This is a genomic window from Cohnella rhizosphaerae, from assembly GCF_029525575.1.
Taxonomy (GTDB): domain Bacteria; phylum Bacillota; class Bacilli; order Paenibacillales; family Paenibacillaceae; genus Cohnella; species Cohnella rhizosphaerae.
The window spans coordinates 2,172,499-2,193,996 of record NZ_JAPDIA010000003.1 but is presented as its reverse complement, the minus strand read 5'-3'; the positions used below and the strand labels follow the sequence as shown (position 1 = coordinate 2,193,996).

The 21,498-nt window shown below is 40.9% G+C and carries 22 protein-coding genes and 1 pseudogene; 3 read left to right on the top strand and 20 right to left on the bottom strand.

All coding sequences use genetic code 11. From position 1 onward, the window contains the following. Nucleotides 1–103 precede the first annotated feature (103 nt). The 8 genes from OMP40_RS15505 to OMP40_RS15470 form a co-directional block, all read right to left on the bottom strand. Nucleotides 104–1,957 carry a GH39 family glycosyl hydrolase gene (locus OMP40_RS15505; RefSeq protein ID WP_277532549.1) on the bottom strand — a complete coding sequence of 618 codons (1,854 nt, stop codon included), beginning with the start codon at nt 1,955–1,957 and terminating at the stop codon, nt 104–106. A 345-nt stretch (nt 1,958–2,302) separates the two neighbouring features. Beyond that, nucleotides 2,303–2,728, bottom strand: coding sequence for an HD domain-containing protein (locus tag OMP40_RS15500; protein WP_277532547.1), 426 nt, complete (start codon nt 2,726–2,728; stop codon nt 2,303–2,305). 116 nt (nt 2,729–2,844) lie between these two features. Then, a complete protein-coding gene (locus OMP40_RS15495; protein WP_277533217.1) occupies nt 2,845–2,946 on the bottom strand; it encodes a nuclease-related domain-containing protein in 102 nt (33 codons plus the stop codon). 300 nt (nt 2,947–3,246) lie between these two features. Further along, nucleotides 3,247–4,203, bottom strand: coding sequence for an endonuclease NucS domain-containing protein (locus tag OMP40_RS15490; protein WP_277532545.1), 957 nt, complete (start codon nt 4,201–4,203; stop codon nt 3,247–3,249). A gap of 310 nt (nt 4,204–4,513) precedes the next feature. Continuing rightward, nucleotides 4,514–5,251: a hypothetical protein gene (locus OMP40_RS15485; RefSeq protein WP_277532543.1), complete on the bottom strand. Its 738-nt coding sequence runs from the start codon at nt 5,249–5,251 to the stop codon at nt 4,514–4,516. Nucleotides 5,252–5,264: 13 nt separating this feature from the next. Then, the gene (locus OMP40_RS15480; RefSeq protein WP_277532541.1) at nt 5,265–5,783 is read right to left on the bottom strand and encodes a hypothetical protein; all 519 of its coding nucleotides are present in this window, start codon (nt 5,781–5,783) and stop codon (nt 5,265–5,267) included. A gap of 740 nt (nt 5,784–6,523) precedes the next feature. Further along, nucleotides 6,524–6,823: a hypothetical protein gene (locus tag OMP40_RS15475; RefSeq protein ID WP_277532539.1), complete on the bottom strand. Its 300-nt coding sequence runs from the start codon at nt 6,821–6,823 to the stop codon at nt 6,524–6,526. 25 nt (nt 6,824–6,848) lie between these two features. Further along, nucleotides 6,849–7,037, bottom strand: a complete 189-nt coding sequence (locus tag OMP40_RS15470) for an aspartyl-phosphate phosphatase Spo0E family protein (RefSeq protein ID WP_217591919.1) — start codon at nt 7,035–7,037, stop codon at nt 6,849–6,851. Nucleotides 7,038–7,201: 164 nt separating this feature from the next. Here OMP40_RS15470 and OMP40_RS15465 point away from each other — a divergent pair, with 164 nt between their 5' ends. The 3 genes from OMP40_RS15465 to OMP40_RS15455 all read left to right on the top strand — a co-directional run bounded on the left by OMP40_RS15465 (nt 7,202) and on the right by OMP40_RS15455 (nt 9,969). Then, nucleotides 7,202–7,453 carry a helix-turn-helix domain-containing protein gene (locus tag OMP40_RS15465; RefSeq protein WP_277532538.1) on the top strand — a complete coding sequence of 84 codons (252 nt, stop codon included), beginning with the start codon at nt 7,202–7,204 and terminating at the stop codon, nt 7,451–7,453. A gap of 487 nt (nt 7,454–7,940) precedes the next feature. Continuing rightward, nucleotides 7,941–8,183 (top strand): helix-turn-helix domain-containing protein, encoded by a 243-nt coding sequence (locus OMP40_RS15460; RefSeq protein WP_277532537.1) that lies wholly within the window; start codon nt 7,941–7,943, stop codon nt 8,181–8,183. 268 nt (nt 8,184–8,451) lie between these two features. Further along, on the top strand, nt 8,452–9,969 hold the full coding sequence (locus OMP40_RS15455) for a PIN domain-containing protein (RefSeq protein ID WP_277532536.1): 1,518 nt from the start codon (nt 8,452–8,454) through the stop codon (nt 9,967–9,969). A gap of 782 nt (nt 9,970–10,751) precedes the next feature. Here the strand turns inward: OMP40_RS15455 and OMP40_RS15450 are convergent. From OMP40_RS15450 to OMP40_RS15405, 12 genes and pseudogenes are all read right to left on the bottom strand, one after another. Then, nucleotides 10,752–11,180: a hypothetical protein gene (locus OMP40_RS15450; RefSeq protein WP_277532535.1), complete on the bottom strand. Its 429-nt coding sequence runs from the start codon at nt 11,178–11,180 to the stop codon at nt 10,752–10,754. A gap of 262 nt (nt 11,181–11,442) precedes the next feature. Next, nucleotides 11,443–11,925 (bottom strand): hypothetical protein, encoded by a 483-nt coding sequence (locus OMP40_RS15445; RefSeq protein WP_277532534.1) that lies wholly within the window; start codon nt 11,923–11,925, stop codon nt 11,443–11,445. Between the two features lie 307 nt (nt 11,926–12,232). Continuing rightward, entirely contained in the window at nt 12,233–12,523 is a 291-nt protein-coding gene (locus OMP40_RS41805; protein ID WP_420871940.1) for a very short patch repair endonuclease, read from the bottom strand. Beyond that, entirely contained in the window at nt 12,507–12,620 is a 114-nt protein-coding gene (locus OMP40_RS41800; RefSeq protein WP_420871981.1) for a hypothetical protein, read from the bottom strand. The genes OMP40_RS41805 and OMP40_RS41800 overlap by 17 nt, the downstream gene beginning before the upstream one ends. 154 nt (nt 12,621–12,774) lie before the next feature. Then, nucleotides 12,775–13,335 (bottom strand): annotated as a pseudogene (locus OMP40_RS15440) (DNA cytosine methyltransferase); the annotation flags it as partial. Between the two features lie 46 nt (nt 13,336–13,381). After that, a complete protein-coding gene (locus OMP40_RS15435; protein WP_277532531.1) occupies nt 13,382–14,281 on the bottom strand; it encodes a DNA cytosine methyltransferase in 900 nt (299 codons plus the stop codon). A 16-nt stretch (nt 14,282–14,297) separates the two neighbouring features. Further along, nucleotides 14,298–16,055 carry an AIPR family protein gene (locus OMP40_RS15430; protein WP_277533215.1) on the bottom strand — a complete coding sequence of 586 codons (1,758 nt, stop codon included), beginning with the start codon at nt 16,053–16,055 and terminating at the stop codon, nt 14,298–14,300. Then, on the bottom strand, nt 15,988–16,377 hold the full coding sequence (locus tag OMP40_RS15425) for a hypothetical protein (RefSeq protein ID WP_277532530.1): 390 nt from the start codon (nt 16,375–16,377) through the stop codon (nt 15,988–15,990). Before OMP40_RS15425 ends, OMP40_RS15430 begins: the two co-directional genes overlap by 68 nt. A 14-nt stretch (nt 16,378–16,391) precedes the next feature. Further along, nucleotides 16,392–17,345, bottom strand: coding sequence for a PD-(D/E)XK motif protein (locus OMP40_RS15420; protein ID WP_277532529.1), 954 nt, complete (start codon nt 17,343–17,345; stop codon nt 16,392–16,394). Beyond that, nucleotides 17,314–20,043, bottom strand: coding sequence for a Z1 domain-containing protein (locus OMP40_RS15415; protein WP_277532528.1), 2,730 nt, complete (start codon nt 20,041–20,043; stop codon nt 17,314–17,316). The genes OMP40_RS15420 and OMP40_RS15415 overlap by 32 nt, the downstream gene beginning before the upstream one ends. 1 nt (nt 20,044) lies before the next feature. After that, complete coding sequence (locus OMP40_RS15410; RefSeq protein WP_277532526.1) at nt 20,045–20,506, bottom strand: hypothetical protein; 462 nt, start codon at nt 20,504–20,506, stop codon at nt 20,045–20,047. Between the two features lie 317 nt (nt 20,507–20,823). Next, nucleotides 20,824–21,489 (bottom strand): ATP-binding protein, encoded by a 666-nt coding sequence (locus OMP40_RS15405; RefSeq protein WP_277532524.1) that lies wholly within the window; start codon nt 21,487–21,489, stop codon nt 20,824–20,826. Nucleotides 21,490–21,498: the final 9 nt, after the last annotated feature.

Below are 21,498 nucleotides of genomic sequence, written 5' to 3'. Positions count from 1 at the left end.
AGGCTCAATTGAATTCCGCGTCCGACTTATAACAAAGAAAAGCGATTCGGTGTCCCCCCGAATCGCCGTTCATCGCTCTCGCTACGCTTTTCAACTGACTCCACTATTGATAGACGGATATTTCAATCGCCTGTATCGGCAGCGCTTGACCTGTTGTCCCTGCTATCGCACCATCCGATACCCAGCTTTGCCAGCCTACATTCGCGACATGGGCCCTGTATTTAACATGGTAGCCAGCCGGCGCTCCTTCAAGCATGATCTTGATCGCTTCCATTGCGTTTGCCTGACCTGTTGTCCCCGCCATTACGCCATCGTATACCCAGCTTTGCCAACCTACATTGGAGACATGCGCCTGATATTTAATATGCGAGCCAGCCGGCAGTCCAACCAGTTGTATTTTTAACGCCTCCATCGACAAGCCTTGCCCAACCGTTCCTGCAGTCGCTTCGTTATTCACCCAGCTTTGCCAGCCTACGTTCCCGACATGCGCTTGATAGGTTGAGCCGGTTGTAACGGCACCAAGCTTAATACCAACGACCGATCTTGGTGGGAGCGTGAATACAAGGCTTCCGTTGCCGCTCGAGTTCGTGGTCAATGTCTGGACGATCCATGTCGATTGTGAAATGGTATTGCCGTTATTCGAGGAGTCGGCAAGGTACAGTTCGGCTTTATAATTCGTATTCGGCGACAATTGCGTTAAATTTACAGTCATCGCGTCGCTGTTAGGGGCCTCGTTCACAACCCATGCGACATTTTTGCCGCTCGAATTGGTCGCGCCTCCGGCTACAATGGACGCCGCGCCGTTCGACCAGGAGCTGCCTCTTAAGGTGAACGTCCCGTCTCCGAGCCCAAGCCTTTTCGACAACAAACTGTACGTGTTCATTTTCGGCGTTAAGCTGCCATTGGCATATATCGAGTAGAAATCGGACGCCGAATCGTTTTTGTTGAACGCGAAATACCCGGTACCTGCCGCATTATAATAAATCATGTCATGCAATCGGTGACCAACGTAAGGAATTGCATCTGTCGAACCGTCATTCATAGGTGAACCGATGTACTGCCAATCCCAATTCCATTCCGTGACATAGACGGGCATGTTCGCAACGCCGTTCGCCGTGGCTACGTTTTTAAGGTCCGTTATGGCCGACTCTCCATTGGGAATTTGCTTATATAGGTGATAAGATAAAAAGTTCACGTTCGGCTTGATGGTCGCATCTTGAAGCATAGCGTTCGCCCAGCTCGTATCCCCATTGGACAATGCGGGTCCGCCAATCGGAATCGTCGCATTCACGCTGCGCACCGCACTGGCCGCATGCTTATAAATGTCTTTATACGCAGCCAGGCTGTTCGCGTATCCGCTGCCGGACACATTTAGAAACTGAAGCAGATCGGGCTCGTTCCAAACTTCGATATACTCGATTTTCCCTTGAAAGCGTTGCGTGATTTTCTTGATAATATCTTCGTACACCGTCCAGTTCTTGGGAACGCCATTCGTCGCATTATTGTAGGAAAGCCAAGGAACATTGTATGACAGGATAATCATGGTTTTTAGACCTTTATTTTTGTAGGTGTCTATCCAGCCATACTTGCTCCAATTCCAGTTGTTCGGATCGTCAACGCCGCCCACAACGTTCATGTCAGCTAGGTATTGCGCAACCGTCGTATTCGGCAAAACTTCCGACAAATACACGTCGCGTCGAACGAAATTGATGCCTACCGAGCGTAAAGAATCGATATCGGACGCGCCGTCCAGAAAGTTGATCGCGCCTCCGAAAATGTTGGGACTGCGAGAGCCTACATTTTGATTGAAACTAATCGTAGCAGATGAAGCTGCTGAGCTGACTCCCGGAAATAACGATATCGTTGTCAGAACCATCGTCAGTATCAATAGCACAGACAACCAGCTTTTCATTGAAAATGCTTGAATCGTTGCGTGAATATCGATTTTCTTATTCATCTCATCTCTCCTCGTCGTATAAGATCATCGCAAACCAACAAATAGAACGCTTTCATAATTATAGGTCTGCAGATATCGAGGATTAAGCGAAAATCTTAAGGGATTCGTTCAATTAGATATGAAATTATGAATGGAAATTCGCTCGCCAATATATGAGCGGCTTCGGACCGTCACCTTACATAAGAAATCGCCGCTCCGCTTCCGTCAACGGAAGTGAGCGGCGACACTGTATGGGATTCGGTGCGCAGACGGCTATAGATCCTGTGCTTTGAGTGTGCCACATTGACATTCGGCCTGTATTTGCGATGCGCCCGCGTGCGAGATGCCGGACCTTCTACAAGCCCATCACCGATCTGCAAGTAATTCCACTGCCTTCTGATAGCGCCTCAATCGATTCTCGTCTTGCTCGGTTACCTCCTGCAAACGAGACAGATCGCTGTTATCCTCGATATCAAGCAGCTTAACCCGTGTAGCCAGCTCATTCTGTTTGACCCGAAGAATGAAGTCGTTGTATGTTTCTCCGCCTCTCCTGGTCAGATGATCGATCGCCGTTACGATGCGCTCATCGAATCCCATCACGCGCAATTCATCCAAGGTTACGTCGGTGTCCTCAACCACATCGTGCAACACGGCGACAATTCTCTCCTCGTCACGCTTTGCCTTTTGCATGACTCTTAACGGGTGGAGGATATAGGGGCTCCCACCCTTATCGACTTGTCCGCGATGTTTGTCAGCCGCCAGTATGATGGCATCGTTCAATTTGGTTTTCATGCTTCACCTCTTACCGTTTCTCGATGATATAAATTTACCACGTGCAGAAGCAAGTATCTAATAGCTTTCTTGGTAAAGTTCCAGGAAGCCCGGAACACCCAGGGAGAAGAACCAAATTAAAGATTACATAAAGAAACTTTGATCACTTGCGTCCAATACTCCGAATTCTCGCTCCCCATGATCCATCCCGTGTAGTTGTTGGTCTCAATGACAAACACACCATAATTTTCACCAAGATACTCCCGCTGTTTGAGCTGCGTGCAGATGTAGTTCAAGATAGGTCGGAATGCGCCCAAAGATCACTTTCCAGATCTAGAAACGACCGAAGCATGCGATCGCGATGCGGCAGCTTCTTGTGGCTCAGCTCTTCCAGCAAATTAAGGACTGCCGTCTCCAAATGAAGCTCGCAGCTCGCAGGCACTGAGGGAATACCGGCTCCTTGGCATTAGTCTGTTTTTATTTAATCATCAATATCGAAGAACTTCGCCAACTTTTCCAAGGTGAACTGGTTGCGTAGTTTACAAGCAGAGTTTTGATTGGCGAACATCCCCCTTTTCCCAGTAGGCCTGGGTTTTAGATACGGTTTTCTGCCACTCTACACGTACGACATATTCGCATAAGTCGGGATCGTTAATATCGATATCCATTCTGACTTCCAAGTCTGCCTCAATGAGTGGTGTTGGTTTTCCTTCGATCTGGACAGTAAAGTCCTTTATTGGGACTACCGTATCTTGAACAATACCTACCCCAACATATCCTGTTTTTGGAATGCAGGCAAATATACGTGAACCAGGGTTTAATTGGCTCAGCGTATTACTATACCAACGGCCTTGTCCAGCGGATATATAACCGTATTTTCTGCAATCCTCCCAACTACGGAATGGACCATCACCCAAGGATACATAGAAGTCTCTACCATTCCAAGGCTGTTTCCCAGTTTTCGACGAGTTCGCCTTACTGCTTTGAGCCTCTACTTGATTCGGATCAAGTAACCAAGACCTTGCCAAATACTCATTTTCTCCAGCTTTAAAGTAACGAAAAAATACAACGTTTAACGGAACTCCATAGCTGTTTAAATAATTAATAATTCTCTCTGTAGCATTATCAAGCTCTGCGGCTACGATGATTAAATTATGACTTTCATTAAGCGTCTCCGGTAAATTAACCTCATATCTCTCGGTAAAAGCCTTTTCGAAGCTTAACCCAAGATTTTTTTCATTAAAAATACGAACGATATCATTGTAAGTTTGGGTTTGAACCCAGCTAGCATAATCCAAGGTTTGTGCAACGACTTCCCTAGGGGTTTTATTGCGCTTCAGCTCAATAATGGTGAGACAGCCTTCAGAATTAATGGCTAAGATATCAATAATCTTTCCAAATGCCGTCATTACCTGCCGTCCAATTAACATTAAGGATGGATCTATGATTCCAATATCCTTGGAAATCGCCTCTTCTAATTTTTGTTCAGATTCCAAACTAGAAAAAAGGCACACGCTCTAACTCACCGTTTATTTTCCATAATCCAAATTCGATCGGCATACGACACTCTCCTAACGAATATAACCTATTGCTTCAATCGCTCCGGATGGTTTGCATGAAAATCCGATCTCCCCCGAAGGGCTACCTTCAGTATAATTCAAGGAAGCGGAGAGCCTCAATTGAATTCATTGGAGGGAGCTTGGAGCCGGTTCCTTGAACCATTATTGACGCAAGCCGCTTATAGCGCTCCGACTTCTTCTTATGTAACATAAATAACCCATCGAAAATGACGGGTTATAAAGCGTTTTACTTCTCAGGTACCGAAGGTATAAACCTCTTAAAATCCAAATCTGACAAATTAACATAGTATAATCTTGGCGCAAGTCCTTCTCCTGTGTCGGGGTTTTTATATCTCATTGTAATTAAGAGATTATTTTTCGTATTTTTCGAAATGTTGATGATATAATACCTTTCGTCATCAACATTAAACGTTGTTCTTTTCAGCGTGCCGTCTGTGTAACTTAGTAGATATAGTTCATTGTTCTTGTTGAACGATTGATAAAACAAACCCGAAAATTTTCCTTTTACAGATTCTGAAGCCATTTCGAATTCTGGATTAACATTCATAATAGGATGCAGGGAATTATTTGTAATTTTCCCCATAAATCTAGTAATGCTAAAATTCGCATAGTATATATAATCGTTTGAAGCGACAAAATTGGATACACCTTGACGTAATTCATTCTCGGGCGAGTCGATAGAATTAGACGGAATCTTAGAAACATCGACAGATCGCAGAAAAGTCATATTATGGTCATATACATCGAGATACATCCGTATTTTACCGCCTGATTCTATTTTTAAACGTAACAATGAAATTGTATTTTCGTCAGATGTTATCTGCCGGATAGCTTCTCCTGTATTTGCTCTGTCATCAAAATCAAATTGCTTTAATAGCTTTCTCTTGTTCGTATCTGAATTATATTCTTCTAACACAGAACCGCCGGTTGGGACTACTCTAACCAATAACAGTTTATTGCCCACAGCAGTCATCGTATTATAGGGAAATCCCCCCTCTTTCAGAAAAAACAACTGACATCGAATTACTGGATAAATCCACTTTATAAAGATAAAGCGTTCTATTTTTAATATCCGAAATTTCACCAGTTGTAACATACATGTATAATGAGTTGCCAATGACTGTCGTATCATACTTAGCTTCGTAAGACCAATTCTCAACTGTACCCAGTTTTATATTTTCTTTTGTTTTAAAAATGTAGCGATAGTAATCCATATCAGTTATGGAGTCAACAGACCCAGTCGGAATCTTATTATAAATAATGCTGTCATCTGTAAGAACTAAAATCCCATAACGTTCAATTTTTCCAATCTCTTTATTATTGATGTCATAAATAGAGATTTTTTCATTGGAAATAGAAGAACCTGTGGTCCGTGTAGTACTAGGGGAAATTGCTGTTTGTTTAGGTTCATTTATTTTTTCGTTTTTAGAATTGCCATTACAACTACATAGAATCATAATAAAAGCCAATCCAAGCATTACGATTAATTTTTTCAAACAAATTCTCCCTTTTTAAACAAACACCTCTTGATTGTTATACTTTTACCAGATCACGCAAATACGATGTATCTCATTCATATCGCAACGCCCGCTTAGACGAAATTGCTGTAAGCTCCCCCCTGACCGCCAGGATTATTCATTTACCGCGACGACCAACTCCAGAAATCAGCCGATGTCCCATTCGCCAACCACTCATCTCTTGTTCTTAAGAGAAATTCTTTCTTAGGTCTCATGTTTGGATCCGAAATTTTAACAAAAGCTGCATATTCATATTTCAACGTTTCTTCCCGGAAATACCCATTTAGTTTCTCAATGTCGTATTGCTCCAGACGCTCCGAGACCCCCCATTTTCTTGACCTCGACCACTAGCAGATTTTCAGAAGAATTTCTTTTATGTACGATGATATCGGGATAAACGGATTTGCGGCCGGATATAACATCTTCTTCATCTAGCCCTCTTGCAAGCCATGAGATCTGCTTCCTGTCCCCAAGGTTCCTATTGTACTCTACGTCAACATTCCAGTCTTCAAAAAACAGGGTGCCCAGATGAACAGCTAGCCGATGGGTGATCGATCGTTCATTTGAATTGTTAGAGATAATGAGTGAGTCAAAATGGTAAAGCCTATTTAGTGCATTTCTAAGTCGATTCTCAATAAATTTTTTATCCACTTTTACACCTACCATTTTCCCCAGGACATTTATAACTATTGTAGCACGATAACGTGGGAGAAGCGGCTTTAAGAATGATCCTCTTCTGGCTTACTCCCATCAGCCATCAGCGCCGCAGCCAACCGAGCGCCATCCTTCACGCCCTCCATATAAAGACGCTCATTCTCCAGCGCTCGCCTGTACAGATGCCTGTCTTCCCAAGCCATGTACTTGGTAAATTGAATCGCATCCATACCGCCGTACAACGACGCGAATGCCTCCTGCTCCTCAGTGCGCGCTTGCCGCAGCTCCAGTCCTACATCGCTATGGGAAATAATCTCGTCAAGCCGCTGCTGCATGGCATTCCGAAACCAGTCCGGCACTTCCATCCGCCTCCCCCCTTCCTTGCATCCATTATGGACGCAGCCGCTTATTGCGCTCCGCCTTCTTCTTATGTAATTGAACGATCAGCTCGTCCACCTTCCGACTCTGCGCCTGCACCGCCTCATTCATATACAACGGTATCCCCTGCTCCAACGATCGGCGCCCCAGCTCGTTTAACTTTCGCTTTTCCTCCTCATACTGATGGAGTAAGTGGAGCATGGTTGGCCCTCCCTGCATCGTGTTTAATCGCTTTGTGCTCTTCTAAGATGCGGGCAACTTCTATACTTTACTGCGAAAATCGGTTTATTTCATTTTAATGCGATTATCGCATTAAAACAACCATAACCTCACTTACAATTTGGCTAAATGTGAGGTGCGATCAGATGAAGCATCGGAAAGAACCGCCAGGCGATAAAAACATAATCGGCACCAAAGTGGTTGCCGTCCGCACAGCTAAAGGGTTAAAGCAAAAGGAGTTTCTGGCTAAGCTCCAGACCTTTGGTCTTGATATAAGTCCAACTAGCCTGTCACGACTGGAGGGGCAGTATCGGCTTGTTCAGGATTATGAGGTTGTAGCCATTGCAAAGGCTTTGGATATTTCCGTTAGTGAGTTATTGGGCGAAGATACAGAATAAATAAAGGTTTCTTGCCCTGCCACGTTTGAAAAAATGCAAATTGTATTCATATTTTACTTTCAATAATCACATCGATCCTGCTTCGCACGGTCATATGCCTGCTTTTCCGCATGGGGAACAAAACATTGAACTGCTGCTGTATTGAGCTTTTATCAGTGTCGATATACTCCTTCTTAACTGAACTTCCACTTTAGATATTAAGCGTTCCTCGAGCTCAATTATTAACCACACTCCAGCCCCGGAACTACAACACTTTCACGTGCAAAGAAATTCTTTGTCCCAACGATCGACTCCCCACCTCGTTTAACTGTCACCTTTTATTCTCATACTCATGAAGTAAGTAAGTATTAATGCGCAGCGGCCCTCCCTGCTGTATGCATATTAAATGCGATTTTCGATAAATGTAATTTAATTACTTTTTGTTGAATACCTTATCTGTTGCGGTTAGTATAGCAAATTGATAATGGACAGAAAAGGAGTAATTTCCTTGAACGATCAGCCCGTTATCATTAAGCAAATCATCGGCAAAACCGTAAAGGCACTTAGAATAAAGCAGGGCATGAGCCAAGAGGATTTGGCGCAGGAATGTGATGTGGATCGATCCTACATCTCCATGATTGAGGTTGGCAGAAACGAGCCTTCAGTTACGAAAATATTTGACCTGTGTAAGGGATTAAAGATTAAGCCCTCCGCCTTTTTCAAAATTATTGAAGGGGGAGTACGAACGTGAATCAAAACAGAGCTGAGACGTTTTATCGGTTTCAGATCTTAAAATCTAGCCTTATCATCTATATATCTTCTGAAGGAATCTTAAGAAGCAATAGGGAAATAAAACTTTTAAATTTCCAGCATCCATGACTCAGCCTGCGAATGCTTGATATCGTTAGTTCATCATGCCCGGTGGTTTGTGGCAGATGCCGACAGCATAAAGCCTACGATCTCCTCAATCTAATACATGCTCATCCTCCGACCATCAAAATTCTCTCGAGAGGTGCTACATGAAAGATTCATTCGATAATTTCAAGTCTATTTGGGATAACGAACCGATTATTGTATTTGATACTAACGTTTATTTAAGAATTTATCGTCTTACTCCAGAATCAATAGAACAAGCGTTAAGAACACTTCGTTCAGTTTTTGATTCAATATGGATTCCTCATCAAGTCCATGAGGAGTTTTGTAAACATCAAGAAAAAGAATACAATAGTAGCTTTAATAAGTATCAAGAGGTAACTAAATCTATTCGTAGTATAATTGAAAAAACCAAGAACTCCATTGATGGGGAGTTTGTAAAGTATATTGAACTAAAATACCCTTTAATTGACCAGTTTAAAGATCAGTTACTAACGCACATCAAAGAAATGCAGAAAGTATCAGACAAGTATGTGAAAGATATTGAAGATGATATTAAAAGAAACAAAGACATAATTAGAAAGAATGAAGTCAAAGCATTAGTCGAAGATTTGGTGGCAAACGGAAGTAAGGGCCATCAATTTACGCTTGAAGAATTGCTGTCCGTTTATGAAGAAGGTGAAAGAAGATATAAATATTTGATTCCTCCGGGATATAAGGATTCAATTAAAGATGATGATGATCCTACCGGAACGAGAAAATATGGAGATTTAGTTCTATGGAAACAAGTTCTTCATCAGGCAACTGTTAAGAATAAGAACATTATTTTTGTAACGAGAGACGTCAAAGAAGATTGGTGGCAACTAGACAAAGACGGTAAACCAGTAGAAGCAAGAAAAGAACTAGTACAGGAATTCAGAGAAAAAACAAGAAACAATTTAATCCTAGTGACGTTATCGAATTTTCTAGATTATGTCGCTAGAATCAATCACATTGATAATCGTTTAGCATATTTAGAAGTGAATGCATTAGATATTTGCAAAGAGTTGGCGGATCAGCAGGACTGGGATGCAATTTTTAATAACGAGATGGAACTCACGTCATATTTCATTCACAGTGGTGATTTACAACCATTTGTCGATGATCCAATTGCTGATGTTGAAGTTATTAGCGCTAGCTCTATACCGGACTTTGAAATCGATTCCGTTGACTTTCATGATAACCAAGTTTTTATGGAAGGGAGATTTGAAGTTGAAGTAGAAATTAGCGTGGAGACCTCTAGCTTCAATGGAACCTTCTTACCTTATGGTTCTGGATTATGTAAAATAACCGGATCATTTTCTGTCGAGTTTGAACTTAACACGGAGCAACAAGAGGAAAAGGACAATATATATATCGAAGATTCGGAAAAGTTTGAAGTAGGCGGCTTTGAAATTGAGGACTACGATAATCAAACAGATTATGACGAAGAAGAACAATATTATGAGAAACTCTCTTCTGAAGAATACTGTGTTCATTGCGATAATGCTGCTGTTTATTTTACCAAATCAGGAAGTGGTGTTTGCGAGAATCACAAAGAGAAATACGATTTCTGTTCGGGCTGTGCAACTCTGTTTGATAAGGGGAGTTTAACAGGCTCTAAATGTCATAAGTGCGATAACTAATTTTCATTTAATGTAAATTTATTTGTGTGACCTTATATGAATCTGAGTTTGCCATTGTCTTATCATAATGGCTTTATAATCAAGGTTATTGAAGCGAAGCGAGGGTACGTGACGGGAATAAAGCTTTATTGATATTTGACATTTCCATGCTTAATGCCGACTTCCATTTGAATATGATTCAAATTTTCTTGAGGCTACCCGTCAAATTCACAAAAAAAACCGAAAGCTGTATTCATATTAGCATCGGTTTTTTAGTAATTTCTTAGTACCCAGATTTATAACTGATAAGACCATATGCATTTTGGAACGCTTATAATTCTTTATCACAATTCCCGATACAACTTACCATTTTTAATGAATCCCTCTGATGCATAAAATTTTGTTAGTTCCGAAACGGTAAGACCGCCAGTTGGTTTTATAGTTCCATAAATGCAACCTATCGGCATTCTATAGTTTATTGAACTCTCATACTCTTTGTATGAGGTAAACCTTTTTTGAAAAAGTATTAAAATAATTCTGATTGTACTCCTCAACTTTTTCATTTAATAACGGAATAATTTCAAGTAGCGATTTTAAAATGAATCGTCCATGCCATCTTCTCTTTTCCCTAACACAAAACTCATCGATCTTCAGCTTCCCACTATAATTAGTTATTGCAATATTAGATCCCTCACCATGAAAGGGCTTTTTTAAACGCTAACCATATCTGCATAAGATTATATTCACCAGCAGAAAAATCATCAAGGTTAAAATAGGTGCATACGGTTTTTCCGTATTTATCTTCAAAAAAACCTATAATATATATTTGATGACTTATTGTTTTTTTCGTAAAATTCGTTGAGTTGCTCTATTACTTCTCTCAAGTCGGATAACTTATTTTCAATCTCCCTAATTTCTTTCTTCATTTTTCTTGATTGATTATCAATCTCGCGAATATCATGATCACAACCACTGGGATTAAGGGAGCATTCTTTATATGAAATATTGCTACTCTTAACACTTAAACTTCGTTCTTGAATATCCAATTTTACATCAATAATTTCCTCAATCGTACTGCATTGATGTACTCTCCTAATACAGTCATTATAATGCGAATTAGCTTTGTCCCGCTGAGAAAAAAGCAATTCTATCTCTTGCGCTGTTTCTACATAGAATTCCTTATGGCACTGACTTCCCATATCTTTTAATCGACATTTAATTGATCTAAACACTTTCATCCTCCCAGCCACCAGAACTTATCAAGAGAAAAATACATTTGATTGTTCTTTTAGTCATGCAAGCTCCTTTTCTCTGGGCAATGCTTCAAATATTAAATACATGATGCACTTAAGCTCTTATAAGCATTTGCATCGACGCTTTAATCTATATTTCGACTCTCCTTTATTAATTACTCACTGCACTGTTCAATATAACATAGATAGGACAACAAGATCACAAAGGAAGGGAGACATTGCCTCTCCATTGAAGACTAAGTTATTCTACTTTAAGTACCGCCTTTGAATATAAAAAATCATTTATTATCATTTTAACCAGAGTTTCATCACCAAACCTATAACATGTATATAGATATTTATTATCCTGAACATCTACCCAGTCTAGTAGAATCAATGGAACAATTATTTGCTGCTCAGAATTGTGTTTGGCAGTCAAATTGATTTCTAGAAATTGAATTCTTTCAAACGCCCTGCTCCCCACTTCTGGAAGGAGCTGGTCATTTAGATTAAATGGGAGGGTAAACTCTTCTATTTCTTCATTGGTCATATTGTTTAAAAACGAGAATTCAATTATTTTATCAACGATACAATATCCTTCTGAAAGTTCATAGACAGAATGGCCAACAGCCAATTTAGCTATGATTCTTGATATTTTCTCATTGAACATATCTAGATGGCTTTTCTCAATCGCCTCATCAATAATACTTACCAAATGTTTGTTTTCATTAATTCTTGCGTCCACTTCTTTCGAAAAAACATACTCATCACCAAAAAAAACAACTTTTTAGTTTTTCAATTAATATAGATAGAAAAAGCTCATCAGCTGAAAAAGAGTTGTTGCACTCAGAACAAGCTGGAACAATTGCTAAGTTTTCTGGATAAGGTCTTGAAAGAAACACTTTTGAGGGGACATGTTCGCGTGATTTGGCCTCTTTTCCACAATAAATACACTCGGAATATGATTTCCTCTTATAGACGACTTTATGCCGTAGTCTGTCATCGCCGTAGTATTCTATATATCTCATCATATCATGTCCCCATCAATTAATTCACTGATTGACCTTCTTTACAATTTGCTCAATTAGATCTGAACACCTTCCTGTTGCATCACTTCTTAGCTCACATTCCCAAACAACAATTATATTCCAATTCATTTTTTTAAGAAGCTTTTGATGTTCATTGTCGCGGGTGATATTCTTCTCTATCTTTTGCATCCAGTAATCTGTATTGGATTTAGGTGCACGATAATATTTACAGCCTCCATGTGCGTGCCAGAAACAACCGTGAACAAAGATCACAGTCTTAAATTTTGGCAAAACGATATCAGGCTTTCCAGGCATTTTTTTTGTCGTGTAACCTAAACCTAAAACCTTTGCTATGCAGATACTTCCTGACGATCATTTCTGGCACTGTGTTCTTGGCCTTTATTTTCGACATCATTTTGCTTCTCTGTTCTGGAGTCAGTGAATCCGTCATCGGAAAGACCTCCCTGAACTTCGGGTGGTGTATTGCACGAATCCAACAAATCTGCAAGTTTTTCTGCTATTGCTTTAGCCATCATTGGCGGCACAGCATTGCCTACTTGCTGGTATTGCGAGTCCTTTGTTCCAATAAATTCAAAGTTATCTGGAAATGTTTGAAGTCTCGCCGCTTCGCGAATGCTTATCGCCCGAGGTATTTTAGGATGAATCCACATAGATTTGCGAACGTTCGTAACTGTTCCACTGGGTTTTTGGTATTCAAGCCTTAAATAAATTGAATTCTGAGTGCGCTCTGGGCGAGTGTACGTGTCTTCGATTAAACTGCGATCAAGATCATGAAAGTTTTGGCCTGGTTCCAGCGCTTCAAAGCGTTTCTTGGCTGTTTCCCTTGTTTCAGTTGTAATATGGTTAACTAATTCAGAGGCATTTCTCAATTGTTCTGTCAGCGTTGTAACCTTAAATTCACCGGGCAAAGGAAGCGGAGGAGCCCCTATTTCAAATACAGGAGCAACGGCTTCCAAGTCTTGAATTGCATCATGCACAGTTCGATATTCCGATTCTTGATATACCCGAGTTGGCAATTTAGGTTGAACGTTTAAGTCTTTTCTCAGCCCAAATGCAATATATCTTTCTCGTAATTGAGGCGCCCCGTACCATGCGGAATTAAGCACGCCATCATCTATGAAATATGCCTTGCCCAACCTTTTCAATATATAATCAATTACCGAATATGATGTTGCTTCGACATACAAACCTCTGTGGTCTTTTTTTTAATTCACTCACTGCAATATCACTATCCAGCAACTCTTTAGCACGCATCATCAGACGCTGAACATTGAGATAATCTGTCATAGTAGGAACTGCTTCCTCAAAAGTGATTCTTTCACCAACATAATTAATAAAGACATTTAGTGAATCCTGTTCGAATTTAATATATTCTCTAGATACCATTGAACTTCTTTGGGGCATACCTGCAATGTATTTAATACATTGTTTTGCCTTTTCTTTGAGCATTTTTTGACGCGACTCTGGCTTGAAGGAATTTTTATGCATCATTCTTAAAGCGTAGAATTCTTTATCAGGAAGTATCAACTCTTCAAGGGTAGCTTTATCAAATAAGTAATCGTCCAAGTCTGCAACGGGGCTTTCTTCTTCTAATAGAATGATTGTCTCACTTCGAGTATCTATTCCCAATTGCTCAAATTCAACACCATCACTACATGCACAATAAAACCGATGAATATCCGATTTCAACATACGAACGTTTTCCATAACAAAAGCCTTTGGATTTAAATTGAGAATAATTTCAACATATTTCTTAACTAAGCTATTATTTTGACTAATGATATGATTGCGTTGCCGATTGGCATTTGAAAACCCCTGGCAAGGCGGCCCACCTATAATAACGTCAAAATATCCATTTTCGCGTGTAAAAGAGGCATAATCCGTTATATCCAAAATATCGCTAAGTACTTTTGTATGTTGATGGTTGCGTCTATAAGTTGCTTTTGCATTTTCATTCTTTTCAACTGCGACAGCAACATTATATTTGCCTGTTTGCATGAAACCAAGACTCATGCCACCCGCGCCTGCAAACAGATCCAGCAGTCTATACACTTTGATGCACCTCTCTTCAGTCCTCTTTCCAGCCTTCCGATACCGCCTTTTTAAGCAAAGAAAGCAACTTCTGGCTATGTACCGAGTTTGGCAGCTTCGCGGGCATATTGCAAGCAATTTTTAAAGATTCTGCTTCCGTATGGTAAGGTATTTTCTTTTCGGCAACAAATGATTGCACCCTTCTCCAATATTCCGATCCATAATTGACCACTTTGGCTTGAGCTTCAATTCCGCTTATCAACTTTTGATCCTTGCGTGCTCTTCGAGCTTCCGTTTTTGCATCGCTTGTATCAATTAGAACCGATTCAATTTCAGCATCGAGAGTAATGTCCAATGACTTGACTCTGAGCCAACATGCCTCTCGTTTACACCACTGTGTTACGTTGGCTACTGCCCTAGTCGGATCGGTAATCGAATCCAACACTGCTTTCGCCAGCTTGCTTAATTGATTAGCAAGCACCTCGGGAACATCTTGTTTATTCCAAATTATTTGCAGGTCCAAAGTGTGATGGGGGTATTGACTCTTAAGCAAGTGGGCCAACAAAGCGATTGAATACGTTACAATATTAGCCCGATAACCTTGCTCATACCATATTTGGTACGTAACCAGCTTTTCAACATGTTTAAAAAGAATAAAGAGAGAAATAGATTCTTGAAAAAATCGTTCATTGAATGCCTCATCCGAAATCGACCAAGCATCATCTATCCATTCTGCGAACTCACTGAAATTGGATTGAGCGCCTTTGCTTACAGTGTGAGGCAACCCCCGCCAAGTATTGCGGGCCTTCGCCAAATCAGTCTTCGAAATGAGCTGATGTTTTGGATTTTGTGTCAGAAAGCGGTTGCGTTCAGATTTGGTCATACGCATTTGAGCTTGAAGGTACTGACCCCTAGCACGTTCATAAAACCAGCGCGTATCATGCTGTGCACCTCCTGTTGCAGGTGCAAACAACCTCCTCGAAATCTGTTCAATTCGAATGTGAAATGGATGAGTTGAAAAGAAGTCGGCATCACTTACTTTATTCTGGCTATTTGACGATCTCGAAATTTTTTGCATGAGTATGTGAGTCGCATCCAAATCGGCGTCAATCTCAGTCAATTTCATTTGAACGCTGATTTCGCTAAGGCTGGCATTATCCTTATAGCGGGCATTGGATAATGAGGCCGTTGTCTGTCCTCCGTTGATAATCTGAAAATCCTTTACAGATGTTATGAATTTCCCTTCTGGCCTCTCCTTGATTACTACATCAACTGCCGTAGCTGCAATTCCGTTGTTGAATGCAAAGAACATCTTAGGAGAACCCAGTATGGTTTCTCGTATTTTCTTGTTTACGGCAACCTTGGTGCTTAGAAATGAACGCACATTTCCTTCAAGCAATTGAGCACCGAAACGATCGTATACATCCGCAACAGCAGAACCTGGAACCACGCACAAATAACAACGGTAGGAATTATCTCCGAAGCCACTTGCATCAAGGCACGGGATTCCATATGGAGTGTATTGAGTGAAGTCTATTTCAATATTCTCGCGACCTGACTCAGCCAAGAACATTTTGAAGAGCCGCTCTACATCCCAGATTTGAAACTCTATATTAACCCCTGCAAATTCTTTAACTGGAAAACTCTCAATTCGACCACTCATAAACCCATCAGTGAATAGCAAAACACGATACTTCCTAATCCGTTCTTTATTAGTCATCAATATATCAGTTAAATCCGCAGCAGCACTGCTGATCTCTATTTTTTTTATGGAGATTATTATTGAAAGTTTCATCAACAAATCGTATCGGCCATTCAAATATTTGCTCTGCCTCTGATTTGGTAAGCGTTCTCTCGGCATTCTCTCCTTGAAAATCTGCAATAATAAGATTCATCGTATAATCAAATTCGTCCAGAGCATAGCCATCGATCCGTATCTTTCTGTTACGCAAGCCTGCCCCCAGATAAAAGGTAGCCTCGAAATCTGGAAGCACTTCCGCGTTTACAAGGTAGTTTGAGAAAATTCCAACAAATGCAGCGCTGGAACCTTCACCATAGGCTGCAGCAGTCGAACGAACATCTTCTATAAGCTCTTTTCTAAATTCCTGCAGCTCCATATGACGCCTCCATACTAGACTCTCCAGCTTTCTATAGCGTTTAAACTTATTTCATAGCCTGCTGATGCAATTTGGGAAGGGACGTTGCTGTTTATTAATTTGGGAAAGGTGTTGTCCACTTTATATCTTTGCGTCCCGCTCAATCGATACCAGTAGTCTTCGTACTCTTTCACATCAATAAATCCTCGGCGAAGCAATTTTTCATTGAATAAGTTCAATGCCGTTTGATTGTTCTTCAAAGCATCTCGAATCTCTGCCATTTTGCTCAGAAGAGTAAATGAAGCATTTTCATTAGGCGCTGTTTTATCAACAAAATACAATACCAACAACCCAGGAAAAGCTACATTTAACTGCTCCAGCGATGAGATAGAAACAGTTTTTGAACCTATACCTGTCGCTTTTACTTCATGCCAGATGGTCGAAAAGATAAAATCCTGATCTGCACCTTCAGGTCCCATCCAACATGTTACAGCTTCTTGTTGAGATGTTCCTTGTGCCATGCATTGCTGCAAGTGAATAATTTCTCCTAACAAGCCTTTCCTATCTGACTCGCTCAACAATCCATTCTTCTGTTGTTCCATCAACTTAGACCACTGTTTATAACGCTTTATTGCATATTGAATACCGTGCCTAGAGTTTGCTTGAGTCCTTGATGACTCTATCAAATCGCAACATAGTCGTATGAATACTTCTTCATTTTCATTTCGTACTAGTCGGAATGCTATTGCCCATTTTCCGTCTCCACGTTGTCCGAATGAGGACAAGATTGACTTGGAAGATGGCACCGATTCTGGCTCATCATCACATAATAATAGAAGAGATTTTTGACTAATGTCTTCATATCCGATATGCCAATCAAGAGGATGAGTTCCATCTATTCTGACATATCCGCTATTATGGTGTGAAAGCTTATCCCATTTTTCTAGAAGCATTTCATTAGACAACATTATCATCGTCCTCATCGTCATCGATATCCATCCAGTTGCTTACCTCAACCATATTTACAACATAATAGGCCGCTTCGGTCTGTCCATTGCCTGGGAGCCCTAAACCAATAGCGTAAAGAGTTTCTGGAATCTTAGGATTGGCTGGCTCATTTTCTTTTTGGGTACTCTTCAGCACATGAAGCATTAATAGCGGCTTGCGATCACCTATCAGGTAAGCACTATCTGGAACATTTCTTCGATCACGATTCAACTGTCGAAAACTAATTTCAGCTGCTTTTATTTGATCGCTCGATAATCCTGCCTTTGTACACCCGCCTGACCCGACTCTGACCTTTGTTCCCATGACTTTAATCATGCCGTTGGCTTCTTCAACGTAGCGTTTTTCTCTCTTCAGCGAAATAGTGCCATTGGCACCTTCTAGCTCGAACTCCGTTGTATCGGAACCGAATGGAATGAATACATCCCATTCAATAAAACCTGAATTCTTCTCAATGTATTCGGCCAACGCCTTTCCTTGGAATGACATGTGCCAAGGATGTGTTTCAAAACTATATAGCAGCTCAACAATGAGATCCTTATGGATTCCGCTCCACATAAGTCCGTTTTGATCTATATCGCGCCTTGAACCAGCGCTGTCCAGGCTAGCTACAAATAGTTTAAAGGCACGTTCGTTCGCTGCAAGCACATCAGGTTTGGATTTCAACCGCGGCGTTTCAAGCAATTTGCCCGTTACCGAAATTGGACGACTAACATGTGTTGCCGTTCTCATTTTATTCCGAGCAGTTACTATTAAAGAATTAGGATCTTGTCGAACTTTTAGACCGAAATCTCTTGGCGTAAGATCATGCTTGTTCATTCTGCTTATTTCATCTTTCAGCTCATTTGCTGCCGCTGTAATATATCCATACCAATCAATTACATCAGCAGACATCCATACTTTGAACAGATCGCTATAATTCGGACGGTAGCCAAACCATCTTGCCATTTGAAGCAACGTATCATACATTTGGGAATTGCGATAAAAATAGCTTGTGCACAAGCCTTCTAGTGTCAATCCCCGAGACAAGCTGTTGCCTCCGACCGCAATAACTCTCAGCCCATTTTCTTCATGAGTATCATAATTAAGGCTTGCAGCCCCTGTTTTCTGGTTGACTGCACGAACTTCTAATGGGGAGATGGCCTTATGCAAATATTCCATCTGTAAAATACGCCATGAAACCCCTGCTTTATCCTTCAAACCATACTTGTCCCAAATTTGCTTCAGCAAATTCAGTGAACGTATCTGAAGAGCTTGCTCTTCTTCCCAGGCAGCATAATTCCGAACATCCGACTTAACCTGTTCTAACCATACAATAATATTTTCGCGTATTTTTACCTGAACATCAGTAAATCTACTTACATTGATGAGCATGGACCGATGGTCCTTAATATCACCGCGAACATCCCGTACTGCATTCGCTAACAGAAAATAGCCCATCGCCTCATACAAGCTTGGAGGCAGATCATCAACTGCAAGATCTTTCTTATGCCTGAATGGAAAGAAACACTCGATCTCCTCAGTGTTGATCTGTACTATGCTTTTCTCATATTTCGCTTCTTCTCCAAACATTGCATTAGATCCAATATAGTTCGTAGGAGGAGACAAAACGTAAATAAAATCTCTTGGGAAAAGATCATCTCCCACCATATCGTCCTCTGTTTCTGGATTGATAAAAATATTGGCGAATGGAGTGGCTGTAATCCCCAGGTAAGTTGCCTGATAGAATCTATTTAGGATTGATCGGATTGCCGCATTGATCGCTGTTGGATCTTCCTCTTCTTTTCTTGTGTTTACTGATGCATTATCCGCTTCATCATCAATAAGGAGCAACGGCAAATCGATTTTTCCAGAATTATCTGCATTATTGGAATAAAGCCAGCTCTCAAGATTTTTCAATACTGATTTATTCTTTTTCACAACGAACAACGCAGGTTCTTTGATGTTTTTTAAAGTCAAATCATTGCTGTTCAAAATACTCGAGTTAAAGTCATAAAGTACTGATGTAAACGCAGAAATTCGTTTGGTCGAGTCTAGTTTCCCTACTCCATCAAATACATTTTTAACCTCTTGTTTTCCCTTCAATCGCAATAGATCTTTGCTTAATCTGCCTGCGAACTCCTTATCCAGACGCTTCTGTGTTTGCATGCGCAAGTTTTCCATAGTCCCTGCCAGAACAATGATGACCTTGTATCCTGTATCCGCTGCCTTATTGCAGATAGCGGTATAGTTAACGGTCTTGCCCGATTGAACGTCGCCTAGAACCAATCCTCTTCTCTGCCACGGCTTGCTACTTTGAGGATCGCCAAATAAGTCCACAATATCATTGGATACGGTCTCTAGATTTGCTGTCACACGAGTATTCCATCCTTTTACATCTTCCAGATAACGTTTGAACCGATTCCAATAGTAAAAATCAATTCCTGCTCTACGGCTAGGGAGCCATGATTGATGGTCGCTACTTCTATTGGAGATATATACGCCAACATCCATTGTAATAACTAACGCGGCCTTAAGATTTCTTACAACTTGCTCAAATTCCTCATCGGGTATGGGGAATGCCGCTCGTAATGCATTAGCCTCGGCAATAAATTCATCCTCACTCGGAGGAGCATCAGGATACTTTGTATTGACTGCAACGGAAATAAACCTTTCGAGCATTTGCGCTGCTTGACTTAACATTCTACTCAGCCTCCTGAACTAATTCCCTCAATAATTCTGGTTGTTGATTAAAAGGTTCTGTGCTTGCCAACCTCTTAATCATTGTTTCTTTTTCTTGCAAGTTCCTACACCCAGCCAGCAGTTGCTCCAATAGACTTAACAGATCCGATTTTGAGATTTCGTTCTCATTTACAACACGCTCATCATTAGTCAGATCAATATAAAGCTGATTTAGAGGCAAGCTTCTTTCTATTTGCAAAAGCAATCTTTCAACTAATTGTTTATTCAAAGAAGCGCTTGAGCCGACTGCCTCTACCAACGGGTGATCGCGATTTATTTCGTAGAATACTCCTCCTTGTCGAGATTTCACGCGGTTCCACACATGTATTTTAGAGTCATCCGTTTCCTTCTTCCCTCTAAAAACCCATGTTCTTTTACTGCTTTCGGATATTTTATTGATAATTCCCGCCAGATTCTTACGCACAACTTCAGGAGGAACTGCGCTTGATTTTTTTTATATCAAGTGTCCAAAGGTAGTCTAACGAATTAGGAATGTCAACACGAACTCTAGCAAGTTTTGACAAGTCCCCCTGCCGCATTAAACGAAACCAGGTTCCCCAGACAAGCAATCTTTTGTTGCGGTAAACATAGAAGCCCTGCAGCTTTCTTAGACCGTCTTTTCCTCCGAGCATGTTGATTTCGGATTCGGACAGTTGGGAAACGTGGGGCAGTGTATAGGGTCTTACTATAACCTTATGTCCTTCAATCGAAATGCTCTCATCTGCCATTACTTGGGTACTTCTACCCGATAAAAAAAGGGTCAATCGGTTCAAGCCTAACATTATTCATTAGTATCTCAACCTTCTTTATTCCCTGTTCTCCAGAAAGGTAGCGATGAAATACCAAAGATAAATGTTCCCTAACGCGATCCATATATTTGCCCATTATTTGGTCAAAGTTAAGCTCTCCTAGACTTAAGCGATCCAAAGCCTGCCATACGACCAATGTTCCTGTGTTATTCTCTTTCAGCTGTCCGATATGTGGGATATCCGCAACATCATCTGAATTAAGGAGCTTTAACGACCAGTCATTAGTTGATTCAATAAAGTCCAAGTCCCACTGTGCGCCAATAATTTCATCACATTTTTTGCTTATTACAGTAAGCCTTCTACATTGGGACATCGAGGCGGTCTTTAGTCCTAATCCAAACCTCCCCAAATCACCAAGTGCTCTCGCATCAAGCGGATTTTTGCTTCCATACCGCATTGCATTCTTTATCTCATCCTTATTCATGCCATCCCCATTATCCATAATTGCAACATATGGATTTCCGACTGGAAAGAACATGATATGTACCTGTGTAGCGTTCGCTGTAACGCTATTATCTACAATATCGGCCACAGCGGTTTCAATTGAATAACCAATTGCTCTAGTAGCCTCCATAAGAACTGGCGCATTGGGCGGCAATGAAACAAC